The organism is Mucilaginibacter sabulilitoris (genome assembly GCF_034262375.1).
In the GTDB taxonomy this organism is placed as follows: Bacteria; Bacteroidota; Bacteroidia; order Sphingobacteriales; family Sphingobacteriaceae; genus Mucilaginibacter; species Mucilaginibacter sabulilitoris.
This window is the reverse complement of sequence record NZ_CP139558.1, coordinates 5,295,460-5,317,415: the sequence shown is the minus strand read 5'-3', so window position 1 is coordinate 5,317,415 and position 21,956 is coordinate 5,295,460. Positions and strand designations below refer to the sequence as shown.

General features: G+C 43.8%; 18 protein-coding genes and 1 pseudogene. 3 read left to right on the top strand and 16 right to left on the bottom strand.

What is annotated here, in order from left to right:
• Positions 1 to 106: 106 nt before the first annotated feature.
• The 5 genes from dnaJ to SNE25_RS22815 all read right to left on the bottom strand — a co-directional run bounded on the left by dnaJ (position 107) and on the right by SNE25_RS22815 (position 4,393).
• On the bottom strand, positions 107 to 1,276 hold the full coding sequence (gene dnaJ, locus SNE25_RS22835; RefSeq protein ID WP_321561326.1) for a molecular chaperone DnaJ: 1,170 nt from the start codon (positions 1,274 to 1,276) through the stop codon (positions 107 to 109).
• Positions 1,277 to 1,409: 133 nt separating this feature from the next.
• Positions 1,410 to 2,006 carry a nucleotide exchange factor GrpE gene (locus SNE25_RS22830; protein ID WP_321561325.1) on the bottom strand — a complete coding sequence of 199 codons (597 nt, stop codon included), beginning with the start codon at positions 2,004 to 2,006 and terminating at the stop codon, positions 1,410 to 1,412.
• A gap of 359 nt (positions 2,007 to 2,365) precedes the next feature.
• The gene (locus SNE25_RS22825) at positions 2,366 to 3,046 is read right to left on the bottom strand and encodes a cell division ATP-binding protein FtsE (RefSeq protein ID WP_321561324.1); all 681 of its coding nucleotides are present in this window, start codon (positions 3,044 to 3,046) and stop codon (positions 2,366 to 2,368) included.
• A gap of 7 nt (positions 3,047 to 3,053) precedes the next feature.
• Complete coding sequence (locus SNE25_RS22820) at positions 3,054 to 3,257, bottom strand: fructose-6-phosphate aldolase (RefSeq protein ID WP_310096727.1); 204 nt, start codon at positions 3,255 to 3,257, stop codon at positions 3,054 to 3,056.
• Positions 3,258 to 3,367: 110 nt separating this feature from the next.
• Positions 3,368 to 4,393, bottom strand: coding sequence for an acyl-CoA reductase (locus tag SNE25_RS22815; RefSeq protein WP_321561323.1), 1,026 nt, complete (start codon positions 4,391 to 4,393; stop codon positions 3,368 to 3,370).
• A 101-nt stretch (positions 4,394 to 4,494) separates the two neighbouring features.
• Here SNE25_RS22815 and SNE25_RS22810 point away from each other — a divergent pair, with 101 nt between their 5' ends.
• A complete protein-coding gene (locus tag SNE25_RS22810) occupies positions 4,495 to 4,848 on the top strand; it encodes a 4Fe-4S dicluster domain-containing protein (protein ID WP_321561322.1) in 354 nt (117 codons plus the stop codon).
• 155 nt (positions 4,849 to 5,003) lie between these two features.
• Positions 5,004 to 5,765, top strand: coding sequence for a C40 family peptidase (locus SNE25_RS22805; protein WP_321561321.1), 762 nt, complete (start codon positions 5,004 to 5,006; stop codon positions 5,763 to 5,765).
• Between the two features lie 182 nt (positions 5,766 to 5,947).
• On the opposite strand, the gene SNE25_RS22800 is transcribed toward SNE25_RS22805, so the two are convergent.
• From SNE25_RS22800 to SNE25_RS22750, 11 genes and pseudogenes are all read right to left on the bottom strand, one after another.
• The gene (locus tag SNE25_RS22800; RefSeq protein ID WP_321561320.1) at positions 5,948 to 6,853 is read right to left on the bottom strand and encodes a WD40 repeat domain-containing protein; all 906 of its coding nucleotides are present in this window, start codon (positions 6,851 to 6,853) and stop codon (positions 5,948 to 5,950) included.
• Positions 6,854 to 6,943: 90 nt separating this feature from the next.
• Positions 6,944 to 7,537, bottom strand: a pseudogene (hisIE, locus tag SNE25_RS22795) (bifunctional phosphoribosyl-AMP cyclohydrolase/phosphoribosyl-ATP diphosphatase HisIE); the annotation flags it as partial.
• 127 nt (positions 7,538 to 7,664) lie between these two features.
• Positions 7,665 to 8,420, bottom strand: coding sequence for an imidazole glycerol phosphate synthase subunit HisF (gene hisF / locus SNE25_RS22790; RefSeq protein ID WP_321561319.1), 756 nt, complete (start codon positions 8,418 to 8,420; stop codon positions 7,665 to 7,667).
• 117 nt (positions 8,421 to 8,537) lie between these two features.
• The gene (locus SNE25_RS22785) at positions 8,538 to 9,287 is read right to left on the bottom strand and encodes a 1-(5-phosphoribosyl)-5-[(5-phosphoribosylamino)methylideneamino]imidazole-4-carboxamide isomerase (protein WP_321561318.1); all 750 of its coding nucleotides are present in this window, start codon (positions 9,285 to 9,287) and stop codon (positions 8,538 to 8,540) included.
• Positions 9,288 to 9,292: 5 nt separating this feature from the next.
• Positions 9,293 to 9,946 (bottom strand): imidazole glycerol phosphate synthase subunit HisH, encoded by a 654-nt coding sequence (hisH, locus tag SNE25_RS22780; protein WP_321561317.1) that lies wholly within the window; start codon positions 9,944 to 9,946, stop codon positions 9,293 to 9,295.
• A 39-nt stretch (positions 9,947 to 9,985) separates the two neighbouring features.
• On the bottom strand, positions 9,986 to 11,128 hold the full coding sequence (gene hisB, locus SNE25_RS22775) for a bifunctional histidinol-phosphatase/imidazoleglycerol-phosphate dehydratase HisB (protein ID WP_321561316.1): 1,143 nt from the start codon (positions 11,126 to 11,128) through the stop codon (positions 9,986 to 9,988).
• 70 nt (positions 11,129 to 11,198) lie between these two features.
• Positions 11,199 to 12,242 carry a histidinol-phosphate transaminase gene (gene hisC / locus SNE25_RS22770; protein WP_321561315.1) on the bottom strand — a complete coding sequence of 348 codons (1,044 nt, stop codon included), beginning with the start codon at positions 12,240 to 12,242 and terminating at the stop codon, positions 11,199 to 11,201.
• Positions 12,243 to 12,360: 118 nt separating this feature from the next.
• Positions 12,361 to 13,647, bottom strand: coding sequence for a histidinol dehydrogenase (hisD, locus tag SNE25_RS22765; RefSeq protein WP_321561314.1), 1,287 nt, complete (start codon positions 13,645 to 13,647; stop codon positions 12,361 to 12,363).
• Positions 13,648 to 13,736: 89 nt separating this feature from the next.
• A complete protein-coding gene (hisG, locus tag SNE25_RS22760) occupies positions 13,737 to 14,588 on the bottom strand; it encodes an ATP phosphoribosyltransferase (RefSeq protein WP_321561313.1) in 852 nt (283 codons plus the stop codon).
• 288 nt (positions 14,589 to 14,876) lie between these two features.
• Positions 14,877 to 16,391: a hypothetical protein gene (locus SNE25_RS22755; RefSeq protein WP_321561312.1), complete on the bottom strand. Its 1,515-nt coding sequence runs from the start codon at positions 16,389 to 16,391 to the stop codon at positions 14,877 to 14,879.
• 156 nt (positions 16,392 to 16,547) lie between these two features.
• Positions 16,548 to 17,039 (bottom strand): D-glycero-alpha-D-manno-heptose-1,7-bisphosphate 7-phosphatase, encoded by a 492-nt coding sequence (locus tag SNE25_RS22750; protein ID WP_321561311.1) that lies wholly within the window; start codon positions 17,037 to 17,039, stop codon positions 16,548 to 16,550.
• Positions 17,040 to 17,434: 395 nt separating this feature from the next.
• Here SNE25_RS22750 and gltB point away from each other — a divergent pair, with 395 nt between their 5' ends.
• Positions 17,435 to 21,952 carry a glutamate synthase large subunit gene (gene gltB / locus SNE25_RS22745; protein ID WP_321561310.1) on the top strand — a complete coding sequence of 1,506 codons (4,518 nt, stop codon included), beginning with the start codon at positions 17,435 to 17,437 and terminating at the stop codon, positions 21,950 to 21,952.
• The last annotated feature ends 4 nt before the right edge of the window (positions 21,953 to 21,956 follow it).

Genomic DNA, 21,956 nt, shown 5'->3' with positions numbered 1-21,956 from the left:
AAGCCCTCCTTTTTACCTCACATATTAATTGGACTTTTTCAGTGCCCTCGTATTAAATCCAGGGCTTTAAAAAATGCTTTAGGCTTTCCGCTTTCTGCTCTCAGCCTTATTCAAAATATTCCTTCATCCGTTCGAAAAAGCTTTTTTCGTTTTTGCCCGGATTGGGTTTAAAGTTGGGTGAGTTCTGGAGTTTTTCAAGCAGTTCGCGTTCTTCACGGCTCAGCGCTTTTGGTGTCCAGATGTTGATGTGCACCAGTTGGTCGCCGCGGTGATAAGAGTTTACCTCCGGTACGCCTTTGCCTTTCAGGCGCAGTATTTTACCGCCCTGTGTTCCCGGATCAATTTTTATTTTGGCTTTGCCGTCAATGGTTGGTACTTCAATGGTTGTGCCCAAAGTAGCGTCAACAAAGTTTACATGCAGGTCATATATTACGTTGTTGCCATCGCGTTTAAGGGTTTCATGAGGTATTTCCTCAATGAGTATAATAAGGTCGCCTGGTACACCGCCGCGTGGGGCAGCGTTACCTTTGCCGCTCATGCTCAGTTGCATGCCTTCACTTACACCGGCAGGTACGTTAATAGTAATCAGTTCTTCGCCGCGAACTACGCCATCACCATGACAAACATTACATTTTGACAGTATGGTTGAACCTTCGCCGTTACAGGTAGGGCAGGTGCTGGTAGTTTGCATCTGGCCCAGTATGGTATTGGTTACCCTGCGCACCGCGCCCGAGCCACCGCAGGTTTTACACGTTTGGAACGATGATTTATCTTTAGCGCCCGAACCGTCGCAGGTTTTACAGATTATTTGTTTGTTAACCTTAATTTTCTTTTCGGCGCCATTAGCAATTTCTTCTAAAGTGAGGCGAACTTTGATACGCAGGTTGCTGCCGCGGGCTACACGCCTGCCACCGGCACCGCCACCCTGGCGACCGCCGCCGCCAAAGAAACCTTCAAACGGACTGCCGCCGCCAAAAATATCGCCAAACTGGCTGAATATATCGTCCATGTTCATGCCGCCGCCGCCGTAGCCGCCGCCATTTGGCGATGAAGCATTGGCCGCATGACCAAACTGATCATAACGCTGGCGTTTTTCAGGACTGCTCAATACTTCATAAGCTTCGGCTGCTTCCTTGAATTTTTCTTCCGCGTCTTTATCACCTTCGTTTTTATCGGGGTGATATTTAATAGCCATTTTACGATATGCCTTTTTTATATCATCGGCATTTGCCCCTTTGGCAACACCCAGTATATCGTAATAATCTCTCTTAGCCATGTTCTTTATTTATTTCGGATCCCGAAATTTCGATTTCGGATTTATGTATCGTTAAATTTTTACACTGATGTTTGGATGGATGATCAATTGAAATATCAAAATCTCAAATCGAACATCCCAAATCCGAAATCAATTATGCTCCTACTATCACTTTGGCAAAGCGAATTACCCGGTCTTTCAGGTAATAGCCTTTTTCCATTTCGTCAATTACCTTACCTTTAAGGTCGTCGGTAGGGGCGGGTATATTGGTAATGGCTTCGTGCAGGTCGGCATCAAACGGTGCGCCTATTGATTCCATTTCTTTTAAGCCTTTTTGCCCGAGTATATTTTTTAACTTGTTCTGGATCAAGGTAACCCCTTCTTTAACAGGAGCCACATCAACCGCTTTTTCCATTGAACGCTGGGCACGCTCAAAATCATCAAGCACCGGTAATAAGGCAACCAACAATTCTTTGCCTTCGGTTTCGCGGGCTTCCGCGCGCTCTTTGATGGTACGTCTTCTGAAGTTATCAAACTCGGCATACAAGCGCAGGTATTTATCATTTGCCTGTGCCAGTTCTTCTTTCAATTTGTCTTCGGCTGTTGGTGTTGCTACCGTTTCCTGTTCAGTAGCTTCAGTTTGGGCCACATCCTGCCCGTCCTGTAAATTTTCCTGTTCTGCCGTATTCATATTTTCTGTAGTATCCGTATTTTCTTTCTTCTTTTTCTTCAACATATCGTTAAAATTCATAGCTGATAGTGCCAATCAAGTATCCTGCCATTACCCTAAAGCCGACAAGCTGTCAGTGGTATGTGATTTTATCAGGAAGCCATGACGCCTTTTAAGCAGGAGTGACAGGTTGACCGTTGATTTTTTTGATTACGCTGATGGCGTTGATTACCTCTTTGATTTTATCTGAACCATGATTAAACAGATTTTGAGATTATAGGATATTTTTAATCTGTTCAAATAATCGTGATAATCTTTTAATCTCAGAAATCGTGGTCCAGACAATTAAGATTCATATAAAAATCAACGAAATCATAAAAATCACCCCGAATCAACGGTCAAAATCAACGCAATTACAACAATCACCCCAAAATCAGTGGTTATATCTCCGCATCTTCCAGTACCTTGCCATTTTCGCACTTGATGATGCGCGAAGGGAAAGCGCGTATGATGTGATAATCATGCGTTGCAACTAATACCGAAGTACCCGACTGGCTGATCTGTTTGAGCAGCAGTACAATTTCTTCGGATGTTTCGGGATCGAGGTTACCGGTTGGCTCATCGGCCAGGATAATCTCCGGGTCGTTAAGCAAGGCGCGGGCAATAACCACACGCTGCTGCTCGCCGCCCGATAGTTCATGCGGCATTTTCTTTAATTTTGAACGCAGGCCTACCTTTTCAAGCACGTCGAGTGTACGGTCGGCAATCAGTTTTTTGTCTGTCCAGCCGGTGGCGCGCATCACAAAAAGCAGGTTTTGTTCAATAGAGCGGTCGGTAAGTAACTGAAAATCCTGAAAAACAATGCCCAGCTTGCGGCGCAGATACGGAACTTCGCGGCCTGCAAGTTTGCTTAACTCATAGCCGCAGGCGTGGCCGGTGCCATTTTTTATGTTCAGGTCGCCATAAATTACTTTAAGCAGGCTGCTTTTACCAGATCCTGTCTGGCCGATTAGCCATACAAAATCTCCTTTGTCAACATGCAGGTTAACATTTGATAGTACCAGGTGCGACTGCTGAAAAATATCAACATTGTTTAGCTTAATTACAGAGTTTCCGATCATGTTATTTTTATAGCTCTAATTTTAAGATCTGCCCAAACGGCAGGTCTTTTATAATATTCATAATATATTCGGCCTTATCGGCCAGTCCCGCCTTGTCCAATGATTTATCGGGCCTGTCAACCCTGAAATAAGCCAGCAACGTAAATTTATCATCGCGCAGTTGTACATAATCAGGTATTTTGGCAACGCCTTTAACTTTTATAATATACATTTTTTTGAGCTTAAGGCTTAAAGCACAAAGCTTAAAGCAATTAATCACCATAAAAAGCTTTATGCCTTCGGCTTTCAGCTTTTGGCTCACCTCCCAAAGGTATTGTAATTTTAAAGATTTGCCAAGAAATCCATTGTATCAATGCCATCGGCATAATCCCATAAAGCGGGTTGCTGGCTTTGGCCAAAACCTACTACCTGGTTAGGTACGCTGATAGGGGAAGTAGTAACAATGCACTGTATATTTTCGCTTTGCTCCATAAGTATTTGCTGTGCTGCTGGCAGATCGGTATAATAGCTAAAGTACAGGACAGCCAGGGGCGATGCCATCCTGTCGTCTTCCTTTACCATTAAAAAGCCGTTATCCAAATGCTTATCACCATTTACCAGGTATATAGATTTATTATAATCGTAATTATTGCTGTATTTATGATGATGGATGATAGTCTTAAAGCTCTCAATAGATTCAAAAAAGTGGTTAAAATTATAATCCTCCGGAACCAGCAGTTTGGATACGTTGCGACAGCCCAGCCCGTAATAATCAAAAACATCGTGGCCCAGGTTAAGCAGGTCTTCGGCGGTTTCAGTACCGGTTAGTAAGGCTACGCTGTTACGATTTTTACGGATAATATTGGGCACTTTGCTAAAATAATAGTCAAAGTAACGCGAGCTGTTATTACTGCCGGTAGCTATAATGGCATCAAAATCAGTAAGCCTTTCAACAAAACTGAATTGAGCGGCAAAGCTGCCATCAATATCGACTAAACGATGCAAAATGTGTTTGATAAGGTAAGCGTCCTGCGATGATACTTTGATAAGCGCGTGATTGCCCGAGGCCAGTACGCACAGCACATCATGAAAGCCCACCAGCGGGATGTTGCCGGCCAAAATAAGGCCCACTTTTTTGTTTTGCCCGTTGTTGCCCGATTCATATTTTGACAGCCATGTTTGCAGATCGGCCTTGTTGAGCATTTTGCCAATGGCAGTTACTGCCCGCAAAACGCTTTCGGGTGTAAACCAGGCATTGTGATATTGCTCGTCGTTAATTACGGCCATAAGCGGTGCATCTGGCTCCGTTAACAGCGTTCCTAAGCTTGAAAATGAATTTATTGAGTTTTTTATATTAAATTTTGACATATATGTGGTAAGGATTTAAACCCTGAAACCCTTTTTTTGTTATATTTGTACGCCTGTTAATTGCAGGCAAAGTTAATTGAGAATATTAGATATTTAGAAATATGGCGATTAAAATCACCGATGAATGCATAAACTGCGGGGCCTGCGAACCCGAATGCCCAAATAATGCTATTTATGATGCTGGCGCGGCATGGCGCTTTAGCGATGGCACAGGGCTTAAGGGTGTTATCGATTTTGGCGATGGAAATACTTTAAATGCCGAGGAAACTCAGGCGGCACTATCTGACGATATATATTACATTGTGCCCGATAAGTGTACCGAATGTGTTGGTTTTCATGACGAGCCGCAATGTGCTGCAGTATGCCCTGTAGATTGCTGCGTGGATGATGAAGACATCCGCGAAAGCGAAGAAGAACTGCTGGCCAAAAAAGAATGGCTGCACATGAACGAGTAATAGCTTTTTTATATGATATTAAAAAGGGGATAGTTTACTGTCCCTTTTTTTGTGCCACATATTTTGACAGCATGATTATTAAAGAGATGGGGTAATTACCTGCCTATTAATAAAAGCATTAATTTTTTTCTTTATTTTGTATTTCACATTTGTAAATGGAATACGGTATTTGTAATCTGGCGGTAGTACCGCTGCGTGCAGAGCCCAATGACCGGAGCGAACAGGTGTCGCAGGTATTATTTGGTGAGGCCTTCGAAATTATTGAATGGCAGGAACGCTGGGTGAAAATTACCACCGAAAGCGACAATTATACTGGATGGATAGGCCGATTGCAGTTTACTATGCTTGGCCATGTGGCTTATAAAAGCATTAAACAGACATCCGCCCCATTAACCTACCGTGCAGTAACCCAGGCATGGAAAACAGCCGATAATAGTGTAATTTACTTACCTGTGGGCAGCTCGCTCGCTTTTTTAGAGGGAACAACGTGCAATATAGGTACTGAACGCTTTGAGATTATTGGTGAAATAGGCGAGCGTGAAGATATTGGTACAACTGCTAAATCGTTCCTGAATTCTCCATATTTATGGGGTGGGCGCACCCATTTTGGTATTGACTGCTCCGGGTTTACACAAGCGGTATTTAAGCTGAATGGTATTAAAATAAAACGCGATGCCAGTCAGCAGGTTGATGAAGGTGTTTTGGTAAATGATTTAACTGAAGCCCGTTTAGGTGATCTGGCTTTTTTTCATAACGAGGCAGGCAAGGTAACGCATGTTGGCATCATGCTCAATAATGAATATATCATACATGCATCGGGTAAAGTGAAGATTGATAGTATAGATAGTACCGGCATTTATTCAAAGGAGCAAAAGCGCCATACGCATCAGTTGCATAGTATCAAGAGGTTTATGTAGTGAGCGCATAATAATAGGGGGCTGTCATGTTGAGCTTGTCGAAACATGGTGGGCAGGTCTTAGGCGCGGGTCTTCGACAAGTTCAGACTGACACACTTTTTTGGGTTTTTTTGTAGAGACACATTACATCTGTCTCCCAGGTTTGTCTATTGATTTCTCCTGAATTTGTCTGTTATTTCGAATCAATCAAATTTTATATCCCAAACCGCGACGTTTTTATCATCACTTACGGATATCAACTGATCGCCGTTCCAGGCCAGTTTATTAACAGATAGCACATGGCCGGGATGGCCCTTTTCGCGACTGATGATCTTGTATAGTTTAAAATCGTCCGTTCCCCATATCTTGATGCCCTTATCCATGCTGGCCGTGGCAAAATATGGCCGGGTAGGGTGAAACAGGATATGATTAACAGCAAACAAATGCGCAGGGATATTTTTGATAGGCTCAAAGGTAACACTGTCCCAGATCTTGATCTGCGCATCGCGGCAGCCCGAGGCCAGGTAGGTGCCGTCGGTGCTGTATGCCAAAGCAAAAACCGACATGGTATGGCCGTGTATGGCTTTGATCAACGTATAATCGTCCAGATCGTAAATTTTTATAGTGTTGTCGCGGCATCCAAAGGCCACCTGTTTTTCATTGGGCGAGATGGCTATACAGCGTACCGTATCTGCCGATACTTTGATGGTATGCACCATCTCCAGGCTGGCAAGGTTCCATACCGATACGGTGCCATCTTCGGAGGCTATAAGCAATTCGTTTTTTTTACTTACAGATTTAATATCAAATATGGGCTTGCGGTGGTGCGCAAGCGATTTGATGAGTTTTTGCCGTACAAAATCAAATACCAGCACTTCGCCGCTGCGCAGGCCGGTTAATAATATCGGGTAACCCTCAGGCCCGTGAATAGCATAAATGGAAGCATTAACCGGGAACATCACTTTAATGAAAGTAAAATCTTTCAAACTCCACTCCACCAGCCCCTTATCGTTACCGCCGGTAAATAGTATACCCGGTTTTTGAGAAAGCTCCAGCGTAAAAATGGGGTTGCCATGCCCGGTAAGTTCTGCTATTTTTTCAACATTCATAGGGAGTGATGAGTTTTGAATAATGAGTTTTGAGTTAAGTATTGAAACATGAGCACCAACTCATAACTGCTAACTCAAAACTCCAAACTGCTATTTATGTCTTCCTTCTAAATTTTTTGCAATGGTTTTCAGGTCGAGACCTTTTTCGCGGAGTAGCACAAGCAGGTGAAAAACCAGATCTGACGATTCATTGATCAGATCGGTTTCTGTTTCGGCCAGGGCCGCTATAACGGTTTCAACACCTTCTTCGCCAACTTTCTGGGCTATCTTATTAAGACCCTTACTGCGCAGTTTGTTCACGTATGATCCTTCAACCGGGTTTTCATACCTGTCGGCAATAATATTCTCCAGCTCCAGTATAAAGTTCTGGTTGTATTCTGTTTTAAAGCAGCTGCGCGAACCGGTATGGCAGGTCGGGCCGTCGGCTTTAACCTTGATCAGGATGGTATCGTTATCGCAATCAATGCTGATGTTTTTTACATGCAGAAAATTGCTGCTGGTTTCGCCTTTGGTCCACAGGCGGTTTTTTGAGCGGGAGAAAAAGGTAACGATGTTTTCCTGTACGGTTTTATCGTAAGCCTCCTGGTTCATATAGCCCAGCATCAGCACTTCAAGCGTTTGCTCATCCTGTATAATTACCGGTACCAGTCCGTCGGTTTTGTTGAAATCTATGTTCATATCTGTTGCCTGTTGCCAGGGTTGTGGTTTGTGTTTACAAGGTTCGGGGTTCGTGTTGCCAAATTCCTGTTGCCCATACTGGTACGATTTGAATCTCGCACCTCATAACTCGAACCGGTCAACCCGCACCCAATTAAATCCTTACCTCAATATTATTACTTTTTAATACAGCTTTCAAATCGGGGATCAATATTTCGCCATAATGGAATACCGACGCCGCCAGGGCTGCATCTACATTTGTTTTGTCAAATACGTCAACAAAATGCTGTACCGCGCCGGCCCCGCCAGAGGCTATAACCGGGATGTGTACTGCATCATTAACAGTTTTTAGCAAACCGTTATCAAATCCGTTCTTGGTGCCGTCATGGTCCATGGAAGTAAGCAGGATCTCACCTGCACCGCGGCTTTCGGCCTCCAGTATCCATTCCAACGTCTCACGCTCAGTTGGTAAACGGCCACCATTTAAATGAACTATATTTTTACCGTTATTATGGCGGGTATCTACAGCGATCACCACAAACTGAACACCGAACACTTTGGCCAGTTCATCAATGAGGGCCGGGTTACGCACCGCGGCCGAATTGATGGATATTTTATCGGCACCGGCATTTAATAAGGCATCAGCATCGGCAATCTCATTAATACCACCGCCGATGGTAAACGGAATATTGATTTGCCGGGCAACGGCCTTCACCAGCTCCACCATGGTTTTGCGGCGTTCAACAGTTGCGGTAATATCCAGGAAAACAAGTTCGTCCGCGCCCTGGTTGGAGTAGTTCCAGGCCAGTTCCACCGGATCGCCGGCATCACGGAGATCAACAAAGTTTACACCTTTTACCGTACGACCGTCTTTAACATCAAGGCAGGGGATGATTCTTTTACTTAACATGGGTGTCTATAAATGTCATTGCGAGGAACGAAGCAATCGCGAACTTGCTTGTCTGTTCTGTATATTCGCGATTGCCACGCTATAGCTCGCAATGACAAAGTAGTATAAAAGGAATTTCTAAATCGATATCAGCGCGTCCAGGTTCCAGTTTTTTACGTCCTCGATGGTGATGTGACCTTCGTAAATGGCTTTGCCTACAACGCACGATTCTACCTTTAAACGGCTTAGCTGCTCAATATCTTTCATAGAGCTTACACCGCCAGACGCAATAAGTTTGATGAACGGTGAGTGGTCAAGCAGTTTTTCATACAACTCAATACCTGCACCGCCCAGTTTACCATCTTTATTAATATCGGTACATAAAAAGCGGAAAAAGCCCAATGCAAGGCATTTATCAATGTAATCCTTTAGTTTAATGGGCGAACTTTCCATCCATCCCGAGTATTTGATCACCTCGTCGAGCACATCGATAGCGATAACCACCTGGTCGGAGCATTTGTCTTTACCGCAGATTTCTTTACCAAGATCAGGCAAAAAGTTTGGATTGGTAATCGCCTGTGTGCCAACAATTACACGATGGATACCGGCATCTATCAGTTCTTTAACCTTGTCAATACTGCGGATGCCGCCGCCGTATTGCACCTTCATGTCGGTTTTGCGGATCACATCAAACAGGTATTGTTGATTGCTAAAATCATTTTTAGCGCCGTTGAGGTCAATAATGTGGATGAAATTAGTACCATTGCTTTGGTAACGCTCAATCATTTCTTCAAGTGTAACATCATATTCTGTTACCTGCCCGTAATCGCCCTCACGTAAACGCACCACCTTTTTGTTCAATATGTCAATAGCAGGGATAATATACATGTCGTCTATAATTTTGAAAAGTTTGTTAACAATGTTTCGCCGTACACGCCCGATTTTTCGGGGTGAAATTGTACTCCGTAGAAGTTATTATGCCAAATTGATGCCGAAAATTCATTGTTGTATGTGGCCGATGATAAAGTGTATGCTTTATCATACTCAATAAAGTATGAATGTACAAAGTAAAAGTGTGATCCGGACGGTATATTTTTAAATAATAAATTTTCCTTTTCGGGGAACACCTGGTTCCAGCCAGTATGCGGTACTTTATAGGTGTTGCTATCCTTAAACCGCAGTGTTTTTATAGGGAATATGCCCAATAAATCACTGTCTCCTTCCTCGGAATAGGAGGTAAGCAACTGCATGCCTACACAAATGCCAAGTGTAGGTTTGTTAAGTGCCTTAATGGTAGGCACCAGCCCGGTTTGTTTCAGTTTGTTCATGGCCGCGCCCGCATGGCCAACTCCCGGAATAATGTACCGGTCGTACTTGTCAAAATCCTCGGTTTTGTTGATCATACCGTAAGGAATACCCAAGCGATCTAAAGCCGCCGTGAGCGAAAATATATTACCGGCGCCGTATCGAATGATGCCGACGCCCCCCCCGCCCCCTAAAGGGGGAGCTTTTGAAGTGATTACTTTATTTTCTTGATTCTTGTCCATTATGCTAATCAAAAACACCCCCTTCAGGGGGCGGGGGGCTTACAATACCCCTTTTGTACTTGGTAAAACCATCTTCTCTACATCACGCTTAACGGCCATTTTTATTGCCTTTGCAAAGGCTTTAAATATAGCCTCAATTTTGTGATGCTCATTTTGCCCTTCGGCTTTGATGTTCAGATTGCATTTGGCCGCGTCTGAGAACGACTTAAAGAAATGGTAGAACATCTCTGTAGGTACATCACCCACTTTTTCGCGATTAAATTCTGCTTCCCAAACTATCCAGTTGCGCCCGCCAAAATCAATGGCTGCCTGTGCAAGGCAATCGTCCATAGGCAGGCAAAAACCGTAGCGTTCAATGCCTTTTTTGTTACCTAAAGCGGTAGCAAAAACCTCGCCTAAAGCAATGCCGGTATCTTCAACGGTATGGTGTTCATCTATATGCAGATCGCCTTTAGCCGTGATCTCCAGATCAATACTGCCATGTCGGGCTATCTGGTCAAGCATGTGGTCAAAAAAGTGCAGTCCGGTTGATACTTTGGCATCGCCCGTGCCATCAAGGTTTATTTTGATGTAAATGTCAGTTTCTTTAGTAGCCCGACGGTGTTCAACTACGCGCTGGCCCAATTTCAGAAACTCATAGATCTTTTGCCAGTCGGTAGTTTCGAGGGCAATGGTATCGCCAATATGATCAGCTTCTGTAAATTCAGCACCACCCAGGTCCGAATTGTTATTGAGCCAAATAGCCTTAGCGCCTAAATTACGGGCCAGCAGTACATCATTCTTGCGGTCGCCGATAGTAAATGAACCTTGCAGGTCATATTTTTCGGCATCCAGGTATTGTGTAAGCAATGCGGTACCGGGTTTGCGGGTAGGCGCTTTTTCGGCCGGGAAAGTGCGGTCAATCACGATATTGCTAAACTTTACGCCTTCGGCTTCAAACGTTTTCAGGATGAAGTTTTGCACCGGCCAGAAAGTATCTTCAGGGTATGACGCTGTACCCAAACCGTCCTGGTTGGTAACCATTACCAGCTCAAAATCAAGCTCCTTGGCAATTTTTGGCAGGTAGGTCAACGCGCCGGGATAAAACTCCAGTTTTTCAAAGGAGTCTATCTGCTCATCGGCAGGCTCGGTAATGAGGGTGCCGTCGCGGTCAATAAACAATATTTTCTGTAAATTACTCATCTATTATAATTATTGATTTAATGAGTTATTGAATTAATGATTTCATCTTTCTGTGCATAAAAAGTTTCATTTAAAACTTCTTTAACTCTTCAAGTAATGTAGTGTTTTCTTCGGGTGTGCCTACGGTAATACGTAAGCAGCCTTCGCAGAGTTCAACTTTGGAGCGGTTGCGGATAATGATGCCTTTGCCGACCAGATAGTCATAAATATTGTTGGCATCGGTAGTTTTCACGAGGATAAAGTTAGCATCCGAAGGGTAAATATCCAGCACAAAATCAAAGTTTTTAAGTTCAAGCACCAGTCTGTCGCGTTGTAGCAGGGTTTCCCTAATCCAGGCGTTGATCTGGTCAATATTGTTCAAAGCTTCTAAAGCCAGTTGCTGCGATGCCTCGTTAACATTATAGGGTGGTTTTACCTTGTTCATCACCTCAATAATCTCTTCACTGGCAAATGCCATGCCTACGCGTAAACCCGCCAACCCCCATGCTTTGGAAAGTGTTTGCAATACTACCAGGTTTGCATACTCCGTAAGTTCCTGTATAAAAGTTTTTTGGCGACTGAAATTGATATAAGCCTCATCAACTATTACCAGCCCATTAAAGTTTGCCAGTAAAGTTTCTACATCGGCGCGGTTAATAGAATTGCCGGTAGGGTTGTTGGGCGAGCAGATAAAGATGAGTTTTGTGTGCTCATCAATGGCTTCGGCAATGCCCTCGAGGTTAAGCTGATAGTCTTCGGTTAACAAAACCTTGCGTGCTTCTACATCATTAATATTGGCTGATACCTGGTACATGCCATAAGTAGGGGGCACAATAATCACATTATCCACACCCGGGTTACAAAAGCTGCGGTAAAGGATATCGATAGCCTCATCGCTGCCGTTGCCAACAAAAATATTGCGAGGTGGTACGCCCTTAATTTCGGTGATGCGTTTTTTTAACTGGTACTGCAAAGGATCGGGATAGCGGTTAAACGCCTGCTCCAAAGGCGACCCAAATGCGTTTTCGTTAGCGTCCAGGAAAACACTGGCCTCGCCCTGGTACTCATCACGTGCGGAGGAGTAGGGAGTTAGGTTTTTGATGTTTTCGCGGAGTATATTGTTGATATTGTACATTGTTGTATTAATTATGTCATTGCTAGCGTAGCGTGGCAATCGCGAACTTTGCAAGGTTAATCTTTACCATTCGCGATTGCTTCGTCGTACCTCCTCGCAATGACATGTTTTAACTTTTTTAATTACTATTCCTTATTGATACTGCATTCCTGTGTGCGTGCAAGCCTTCCAGTTCTGCCAAAATTTCAACGCTTGGGCCAATGTTTTGGATGCCTTCACGGGTGATGTGCTGGAAAGTGATCTTTTTAACAAACGAATCGACAGATACACCAGAATAAGCCCTCGCATAGCTGCTGGTTGGCAGGGTATGGTTGGTGCCCGATGCGTAATCGCCAGCACTTTCCGGGGTTAGATTACCCAGGAAAACCGACCCCGCGTTAATGATAAAACCGGTTATCTCCTTCCACCTCTCGGTTGCCAGTATTAAATGTTCAGGAGCGTACTGGTTACTGAAGTCCATAGCGTCATCCAAATTTGATGTAACTACTATGTACGAGTTATCAATGGCCAGTTTGGCTATTTCGGCACGTGGCAACACAGGTAATTGTTTTTCCACTTCGGCAAGTGCTTGCTGCGCTATTTGGGCCGATGTACATACCAATACCGATTGACTATCAATGCCATGCTCTGCCTGTGCCAGCAGATCGGCAGCTATGTAAGTCGGGTTTGCAGATTCATCGGCAATTACCAATACTTCTGACGGGCCCGCCGGCATATCAATAGCAGTTGTAGTTGTCGACTGGATGATGGTTTTGGCCTTAGTTACAAACTGGTTGCCGGGGCCGAAAATCTTATCAACCTTAGTAACGCTTTCTGTACCATAAGCCATAGCCGCAATGGCCTGCGAACCACCAATCAGATATATTTTCTCAATTCCAAGCAGCAGTGCCACATACGCTATAAAGGCGTTAACCTTGCCGTTTTTTTGCGGTGGTGAGCAAACTACAATTTCGCTGCAACCAGCTATGCGGGCGGGTATGCCCAGCATTAAAAAAGTACTTGGTAAAACAGCCGTGCCGCCGGGAATGTACAAGCCCACTTTTTCAATCGGTCGTAATTCGCGCCAGCAGGTTACGCCGGGCATGGTTTCCACCTTATCCTCAGCCTTTACCTGCGATTTGTGGAATTTATGGATATTGTTATATGCGGTTTGCAGCGCAGCTTTTTGTTCTGCCGATACAGATTCAGCAAGTTCTTCTAAATCAGTTTTGTCAAGGTACAGGTTACTAAGGTCAACCTTGTCAAATTTGCGGGCGTAATCATACAGGGCCTTGTCGCCATGCTGCTGTACATTAGCAATTACCTCATCAACAATAGTGCGGATCTCATTGGCCGGATCAACATTGCGCTGAACCAGTTTTTGGATGTCTGCTGTACTTAGGTCTGAATAATTAAATAGTTTCATAAGCCCCCTAACCCCCTAAAAGGGGGAATTTAAAAGGTTAATATTTATGTTATAGCCTTATTCCCACCCCCTTTAGGGGGGCGGGGGGGCTACAATATTATTTTCTCAATAGGCATTACCACAATGCCTTGCGCGCCGGCTTGTTTCAGCTGGCTTATCCTGTCCCAGAAATCGCGTTCAGGTATAACCGTATGTACTGCTACCCAGTCGGCCTCGGCCAGTCCAACTACCGATGGGCTTTTAACGCCCGGCAGTAGGGCGATTACTTTATCAAGATTATCTCTATGAACGTTAAGTACCACATACTTAGTTTCTTTGGCACGTAAAACAGACTGGATACGTTGTATCAGTTCCTGTATCAGGTCGTCTTTTTCAGAATCTTTGCAGCCAATCAATACCGCCTCTGATGACATCACATCTACAAATGGTTTTAATCCGTTGCTTTTTAAAGTACCGCCTGTTGAAACCAGGTCGCAAATGGCATCACTTAAACCCAGGCCGGGTGAAATCTCAACAGAACCGGAAATGGTGCGGATATCGGCATTTATACCTTCCTTTTTCAGGAACTTACCCAGTATAACCGGGTAGGTGGTGGCCACGGCTTTACCATTTAAATCGGCAAGGCTTTGGATGGTATTGTTATTTGGCACGGCTATTTTTAATGAACATTTGCCAAAGCCCAAACGCTGCAGGTAGCTTACCTCAACTTCGGTTTCCTGTATCACGTTTTCGCCAACAATGCCCAGATCGGCAATACCGTCCTGAACGTATTCGGGAATATCGTCATCGCGCAGAAAAAGAATTTCTAAAGGGAAGTTTGATACCGGGGAGATGAGCGAGCTTTTATAATTTTCGAAGTTTAAGCCGCAATTTTTTAATAATTCAACAGATTTTTCGTTGAGCCGACCAGATTTCTGGATTGCTATTTTAAGTGTTTTCAAAAGATTGAGTTTAAGAAACTATGATAAAAAAGAGTATAAACGGAGGTTGTTATTTCGCGTAGAAACATACATATTAGCTGATCACCACATGGTGGTGATGCAGATGAAGATGATGTAGTGCGATACCGTTCATTTTTATATAGTAAAACTATAGATTAGCTGTCGCAAATATAGACAGTTGTTTTTTAAATCAAAATATTTGAATCAGAAATTGCTAAATTTTAAGATTTTCGCAATAAGGTGTAATGAAATCTGATGATTTTTAAATTTTGCAAATTTTAGCCCCGATTATTCACTATATTCATAAATAGCACCCTCATCGCCAAAATCTTTGATCATTTTCAGTGATTTTACTTTTTCAATATCCTTAATATTGATCAGTTCCGGGTTCTCGAGATTTTTGAACCAGATGAGGTAGAACCGTTTTTTCTGATAAAACTTAGCAATATCTTTTTTGAAGAATTTATGAGGTACCAGGTACGATGACATGCCCGAGAAGAAATATACCGCCTCATGCGCGTCCGTATAAATGGTAATACCCGGTTTAAACATATTCTTATCAATATGCTTAAGGTAGCCTGCAAATGGCGATTCCATCCAGCTGTTATCGGTATAACCGGGGTTGCCGTATTCGTCGGCTATCTGATCGTTATAGCGGGCCTTATCAATCAGGTATTCTTTAGTAACAAAACCCAGCATCAGTATAATAAATACTGCCGCAACTATTCTCCGGGTATTTATATTGGCTATCCGTTTTAATAATAACAGGCCCCAGCTGGTATAACCCCACAGCGCAGGTATGTAAATAGGCGCCAGCAAACGATGATTGATACGTTCGTAGCGCGAAAAGGTCGATGACAAAATAATGAACAGCCCGTAAACCAAAGCAAAGGTAATGGCCAGGTTCTCGAAGCTGTTTAAATGACGGCGATAATAATTGTAAGCCAGCGCGGCTATAAAGCCAACCAATATTATTATAGCCAATGGCGTAGCCAAAAAATACTGATCGGGGGTAAGTCCCATCCAATCGCACATGACGGTGCCGAAATAGTAAAGGTTTTTGCTGAACGGAGTAATAGAAGGTTCGCGCGGGCCTGTTGTTGTGCCCGACATAAAGGCGTTGAATAGCAGGTTACAAACCAGCAGTGATATACAGGTGAAACCGTATATAATAATGTGTACTGTTTTCTTTTTAAGCGGTAAAACCCTGTCGAGTAATAAAAGCAGGCCCCCAGTACCTACAATAGTAACCGCAGCATACCGGGTTATACAGCTAATGGCGGCAATAAGGGCGGCTACCAATAAAGCTTTAACTGTATGTTTTAAAAGGTACTGCCTGAATGCAACCAGGAATAACAGGGTTTCGAGTATAAATAAAGTCTCTGACCATAAGTAGGAGTAAGCCTGTAAAAGCGCCGGGCTCAATATAATAGCCACCAGCATTAACCATTTATATACGCGCGATGAGGGCACAAAGCGGTGCATGATCCAGCCACTGGTATATATCAGGGCTGCGAACATGAGCCCGTTTAGTATCGCCCCGTAAACAACCGGATCGGTACCTGTGACAAACATAATGCTCCCCAGGAAAAGAGGATAAAACACCGGGAAGTCAACTATAGGTATATGGTTAAAAGTTTGCAGCGTGCCATTTGCATTTAAACTGCGGGCGGCACTGGTATACATAATAGAGTCGGGCGAAATGCCGATACCGCTATAGCTGCAAAATATTTGAACAGCAACAAAACCAATTAACGCTGCAATGAAAGTATCGTAGTTTTTTAGATAGCGGCTTAACTGCATGTAGTTTTATTTGGTGATAGTGGTAAAAGTTGTACGAGGCTAAAATGTTTTAGGTTTTGTAAAAAAGTTATTACCTCACCCAACGCTCCCCAAGGGAGAGGGCTTTAAAATATTTTTTTTTAGTCTCCCCTTTTGGGGGAGATTTAGAGGGGGCTCTTAATCTATCAAATCCAGCACAGTGCTTATTGGTTGGTCGCTGTCTATCAGTATTCCTTTTACGCCTGCGGCGGTTCCTGCTTCTACGTCGCGCTCACGGTCGCCGATAAAGTATGACTTTGCCGGGTCGATATTGTATTTTTCTATTCCTTGTAACAAAAGACCGGGTTTAGGCTTGCGGCAATCGCAATCACCGGTGAACAGCGGATGGTGGGGGCAGTAAAAGAAATCTACTATATCCACACCGTGCTCTTTATAAACCTGTTTCAGGTGACTATGCATTTTTGCAAGTTCATCTTCAGTGTACCAGCCTTTGGCCAGGCCGCCCTGATTGGTGGCTACCAACAGCATGTAACCCCTGTCTTGCAGAGTTTTCAGTGCCTCAAAATTATCAAGCACATGAAAGTCCTCCAAACGGCACACATAGTCGCCCATTTCCTGGTTAAGTACTCCATCACGATCTAAAAAAACAGCTTTATTTTTTTCGGGCATTTGTTTCAAATTTTTTGCGAAGTTAATAATTCTTAAACTTACCTTTAAACATGGCGTAACACGGCAAATACGCAATACCCGCGAAGGGCGATATTTTATATCGTAAAGGTTGAATTTTGCACAAAATTAAATTCTGTTAAAGCAAAAATTACCGCTTGTATAACTGAATATTGCTTTGTTTGTGCAACTTTATATTGATTCTAAATAAGAAAATACCGTATTTGATTTATGTTATCGCAATAATCGATCTTTTTTGTTATCGATTTGTTAAATAAACATTACTTTAGTAATGGATTTTTTAGAAATTTTTAAAAATAACCGATGATTTTATAATTTATGTAGTATTTTGTAATTTCGTAATTACACCCTTTTTATAAAACTGGTTTAAATTTACGATGAATCAAACTGAGAGCCACCAGGGCCTTTACCGGCCAGAATTTGAACACGATTCCTGCGGAACTGGATTTATAACCAATATTAATGGTCATAAAACTTACCAGATAATTGACGACGCGCTCACCATGCTCGAAAACATGGAACACCGCGGCGCCTGCGGATGCGACCCGGAAACCGGCGATGGGGCTGGTATATTGATACAACTACCTCATGAATTTTTGATGGAAGAATGCTCAAACCTGGAGATCAGCCTGCCTGAACCAGGTGAGTATGGTGTTGGGATGATATTTTTTCCAAAAGATTCGGCACAGAAAAAAGCTTGCCGCAATGTAATTACCAATGCTATTGAAAAGTTAGGTCTTATTAAGTTAGGTTACCGCAAATTAGCTGTAGATTCAATGGCTGTTGGCGAAACCGCGCGTCAGGCCGAACCTGATGTTGAGCAGATATTTATTGCAAGGCCAACCAGCATTACCAATGCCGAGGATTTTGAACGCAAACTATTCATATTAAGAAGATATATTAATAAAACCATCACCGAAACTATTCCCGGTGCTGGCGATCATTTTTACTTTACATCGCTGTCATGTAAAACAATTGTTTACAAAGGTCAGGTAACTACCTATCAGCTGCGTAAATACTATTCAGATCTTAATGATCCGCGTATCGCATCAGGCTTTGCCATGATCCACTCGCGTTTCTCTACCAATACGTTCCCGTCATGGAAACTGGCTCAGCCATTCCGCTTAATTGCTCACAATGGCGAGATCAATACACTTACCGGTAACCTTAACTGGTTTTACTCCGGATTAAAATCTTATGCTTCGGCTTATTTTACTGCCGAAGAAATGGAGATGATCATGCCAGTGATTGATAACAACCAGTCTGACTCGGCTTGCCTGGACAATATCATCGAAATATTGCTGCATTCAGGTCGTTCGTTACCGCACGTAATGATGATGCTGATACCTGAGGCATGGGATGGCAACGAACAAATGGATCCGGTTAAAAAGGCATTTTACGAGTATCATGCAACCTTAATGGAGCCATGGGATGGCCCAGCCGCTATCAGCTTTACAGATGGTAAACTGGTTGGTGCTGTGCTTGACCGTAATGGTTTACGCCCGCTGCGCTATGTGATCACTAATGATGGCCGTGTAATTGCCGCTTCCGAAGCCGGTACACTGGCTATTGATGAGAGCACTGTGTTACGTAAAGGTCGTTTGCAGCCCGGTAAAATGCTGCTAATTGATACTGAGCAGGCCCGCATTATTACCGACGAAGAAATTAAACAACAAATTGCCACTCAGCAGCCTTATGGTCGTTGGCTGGAAAACTACAAAATAAACCTGAGCGAGCTGGCTGAGCCACGTTTGGCTTTTGCGAGCCTTTCTGAGCCTTCTGTGTTCCGTTATCAGCAGGTATTTGGATATAGCCGTGAAGACGTTGATACCATTATTAAACCAATGGCGGTTGACGGCAAAGAACCTATAGGTTCTATGGGTACTGACGTGCCGTTAGCTATATTGTCGGATAAACCTCAGCACCTGTCAAGCTACTTTAAACAATTTTTTGCGCAGGTTACCAATCCACCTATCGATCCTATCCGTGAGCGTTTGGTAATGAGTTTGGCTACCTTTATAGGTAACAACGGCAATTTGCTTGATGAAGATAAAATGCACTGCCATTGCGTAGTATTAAAACACCCGATATTAAAAAATCACCAATTAGAAAGACTGCGCAGTATTGATACCGGCTTGTTCCACGCCAAAACACTGCAAACCTATTTTAATGCCGATGGCATGCCGGGTTCACTTGAAAAAGGCATAGCAAGGCTTTGTCGTTATGCCGAAGACGCTGTTGATGATGGCTTTGAGGTACTGATCCTGTCTGACCGTGCGGTTGATTCTGAGCACGCGCCAATCCCGTCATTGCTGGCCGTATCTGCAGTACACCACCACCTGATTAAAAAAGGTCGTCGTGGCGCGGTAGGTTTGGTTGTTGAAACCGGCGATGCCTGGGAAGTACACCATTTTGCCTGTTTACTGGCATTTGGTGCAACTGCTATTAACCCTTATCTGGCGCTATCGACCATTGAAACGGTTAAAAACAATGGCAGCCTGGAAACCAGTCTTGACATTAAAACACTGCATAAAAACTACGTAAAATCTGTAAACGATGGTTTGCTGAAGATATTCTCAAAAATGGGTATATCAACCTTACAGTCATACCACGGATCGCAGGTATTTGAAATATTAGGTTTAAACAAAGCGGTTGTTGATCGTTATTTCTCCGGAGCTGTGACCCGCATAGGTGGTTTAGGTTTGGATGAAATTGCACGCGAGGCCCTTTGCAAACACCGCATCGGCTTTAGCGCCAAAGCCGCTGATAACCTGCTGCCCGAAGGTGGTATTTACCAGTGGAAACGCCGCGGCGAGGCTCACTTGTTTAACCCAACAACTGTACACTTGTTACAGCATGCTACCCGTACTAATGATTACGCGGTATATAAAAACTATGCTAAAGTAATTAACGAGCAAACCGAAAAGCATTTCACTATCCGTGGCCTGCTTGATTTTGCTCATCACCGTGAGGCCATCAGCATTGATGAGGTTGAACCGGCCGAAAACATCATGAAACGCTTTGCAACAGGCGCCATGTCATTCGGCTCTATCTCACATGAGGCACACAGCACTATGGCTATCGCCATGAACCGCATAGGTGGCAAAAGCAATACCGGCGAGGGTGGTGAAGATGAAATGCGCTATGAAAAACTGCCAAACGGCGATTCTATGCGTTCGGCCATTAAGCAGGTTGCTTCGGCACGTTTCGGGGTAACTTCAAACTACCTTACCAATGCCGATGAATTACAGATAAAAATGGCGCAAGGTGCAAAACCAGGTGAGGGCGGACAGCTGCCCGGTCATAAAGTTGATGACTGGATTGCAAAAACCCGTCACTCTACTCCGGGTGTAGGTTTAATTTCGCCCCCGCCGCACCACGATATTTATTCAATTGAAGATTTAGCGCAGCTGATATTCGATCTTAAGAATGCCAACCGTGCCGCACGTATCAACGTAAAACTGGTTTCAAAAGCCGGTGTTGGTACCATAGCCGCTGGTGTTGCTAAAGCTCATGCTGATGTGATCCTTATTGCAGGTTACGATGGCGGTACAGGCGCATCGCCGATAAGCTCTATAAAACATGCAGGCTTACCATGGGAACTTGGTTTAACCGAAGCTCACCAAACACTGGTACGCAACAAACTGCGCAGCCGTGTGGTACTGCAAACAGATGGTCAGCTAAAAACCGGTCGCGATTTAGCTATTGCAGCTTTAATGGGCGCCGAAGAATGGGGTGTTGCTACTGCGGCCCTCGTTGCAGGCGGTTGTATCATGATGCGTAAATGCCACTTAAACACCTGCCCTGTAGGTGTGGCTACTCAAGATCCTGAACTGAGAAAACTATTTTCAGGTAAGCCTGAACACGTGGTTAACCTGTTCCGCTTTATGGCAGAAGAGCTTCGCGAAATTATGGCTGAGTTAGGTTTCCGTACTATTCATGAAATGGTTGGCCGCGTTCAATTCCTGAAAGTGAAAGATCATCTGGATAACTGGAAAGCTAAAAAGATCGACCTTTCGGGCATACTGCACCCGGTAACCAACACCAAAGGTATGACCCTGTATAACAGCGAAAGCCAGGATCATGGCATGAGCGATATATTGGACTGGAAACTGTTGGAAAGCGCTAAAGCTGCTCTTGAAGATAAAACGCCGGTGTTTGCATCATTTGATGTAATTAACGTTAACCGTACCATCGGTACCTTGTTGTCAAACGAAGTATCTAAAATATACGGTTCAGCAGGATTGCCTGATAATACCATTAACTATAAATTCAAAGGCTCAGCCGGACAAAGCTTTGGCGCGTTTGCCACTAAAGGTTTATCATTTGAACTGGAAGGCGAAGCCAATGATTATGTAGGAAAAGGCTTATCTGGCGCACAATTGGCTATCTATCCTGCAACCAACGCAACTTTTGTACCTGAAGACAATATCATCATCGGTAATGTGGCCCTGTATGGAGCTACATCTGGCGAGGTATTTATAGGCGGTATGGCAGGCGAACGTTTCGCGGTACGTAACTCTGGCGCTACAACAGTTGTTGAAGGTATAGGCGACCATGGTTGTGAATACATGACCGGTGGCCGCGCGCTGATTTTGGGAAAAACAGGCAGAAACTTTGCAGCAGGTATGAGCGGCGGTTTAGCCTGGGTTTATAACCCGGATGGTAGCTTTGCCGAAAATTGCAACACCGAAATGGTTGATCTTGATCCGCTATCAGTACAGGACGAAGAGCAAATACTGGGCTTATTGCGTAAGCACATCAGCTTAACCGGCAGCAAGCTTGCACAACAGATACTAAACAACTGGAACGAAGCATCAACACAGTTTGTTAAGGTATATCCAAAAGAGTATAAAAAAGTATTAGAGAAATTACAATATCAAACAATAGGCTAAATTT

Excerpts from the sequence above, each read along its gene's own strand:
- dnaJ (WP_321561326.1), bottom strand. The coding sequence starts at position 1,276 with ATGGCTAAGAGAGATTATTACGATATACTGGGTGTTGCCAAAGGGGCA.
- SNE25_RS22830 (WP_321561325.1), bottom strand. The coding sequence starts at position 2,006 with ATGAATTTTAACGATATGTTGAAGAAAAAGAAGAAAGAAAATACGGAT.
- SNE25_RS22825 (WP_321561324.1), bottom strand. The coding sequence starts at position 3,046 with ATGATCGGAAACTCTGTAATTAAGCTAAACAATGTTGATATTTTTCAG.
- SNE25_RS22820 (WP_310096727.1), bottom strand. The coding sequence starts at position 3,257 with ATGTATATTATAAAAGTTAAAGGCGTTGCCAAAATACCTGATTATGTA.
- SNE25_RS22815 (WP_321561323.1), bottom strand. The coding sequence starts at position 4,393 with ATGTCAAAATTTAATATAAAAAACTCAATAAATTCATTTTCAAGCTTA.
- SNE25_RS22810 (WP_321561322.1), top strand. The coding sequence starts at position 4,495 with ATGGCGATTAAAATCACCGATGAATGCATAAACTGCGGGGCCTGCGAA.
- SNE25_RS22805 (WP_321561321.1), top strand. The coding sequence starts at position 5,004 with ATGGAATACGGTATTTGTAATCTGGCGGTAGTACCGCTGCGTGCAGAG.
- SNE25_RS22800 (WP_321561320.1), bottom strand. The coding sequence starts at position 6,853 with ATGAATGTTGAAAAAATAGCAGAACTTACCGGGCATGGCAACCCCATT.
- hisF (WP_321561319.1), bottom strand. The coding sequence starts at position 8,420 with ATGTTAAGTAAAAGAATCATCCCCTGCCTTGATGTTAAAGACGGTCGT.
- SNE25_RS22785 (WP_321561318.1), bottom strand. The coding sequence starts at position 9,287 with ATGTATATTATCCCTGCTATTGACATATTGAACAAAAAGGTGGTGCGT.
- hisH (WP_321561317.1), bottom strand. The coding sequence starts at position 9,946 with ATGGACAAGAATCAAGAAAATAAAGTAATCACTTCAAAAGCTCCCCCT.
- hisB (WP_321561316.1), bottom strand. The coding sequence starts at position 11,128 with ATGAGTAATTTACAGAAAATATTGTTTATTGACCGCGACGGCACCCTC.
- hisC (WP_321561315.1), bottom strand. The coding sequence starts at position 12,242 with ATGTACAATATCAACAATATACTCCGCGAAAACATCAAAAACCTAACT.
- hisD (WP_321561314.1), bottom strand. The coding sequence starts at position 13,647 with ATGAAACTATTTAATTATTCAGACCTAAGTACAGCAGACATCCAAAAA.
- SNE25_RS22755 (WP_321561312.1), bottom strand. The coding sequence starts at position 16,391 with ATGCAGTTAAGCCGCTATCTAAAAAACTACGATACTTTCATTGCAGCG.
- SNE25_RS22750 (WP_321561311.1), bottom strand. The coding sequence starts at position 17,039 with ATGCCCGAAAAAAATAAAGCTGTTTTTTTAGATCGTGATGGAGTACTT.
- gltB (WP_321561310.1), top strand. The coding sequence starts at position 17,435 with ATGAATCAAACTGAGAGCCACCAGGGCCTTTACCGGCCAGAATTTGAA.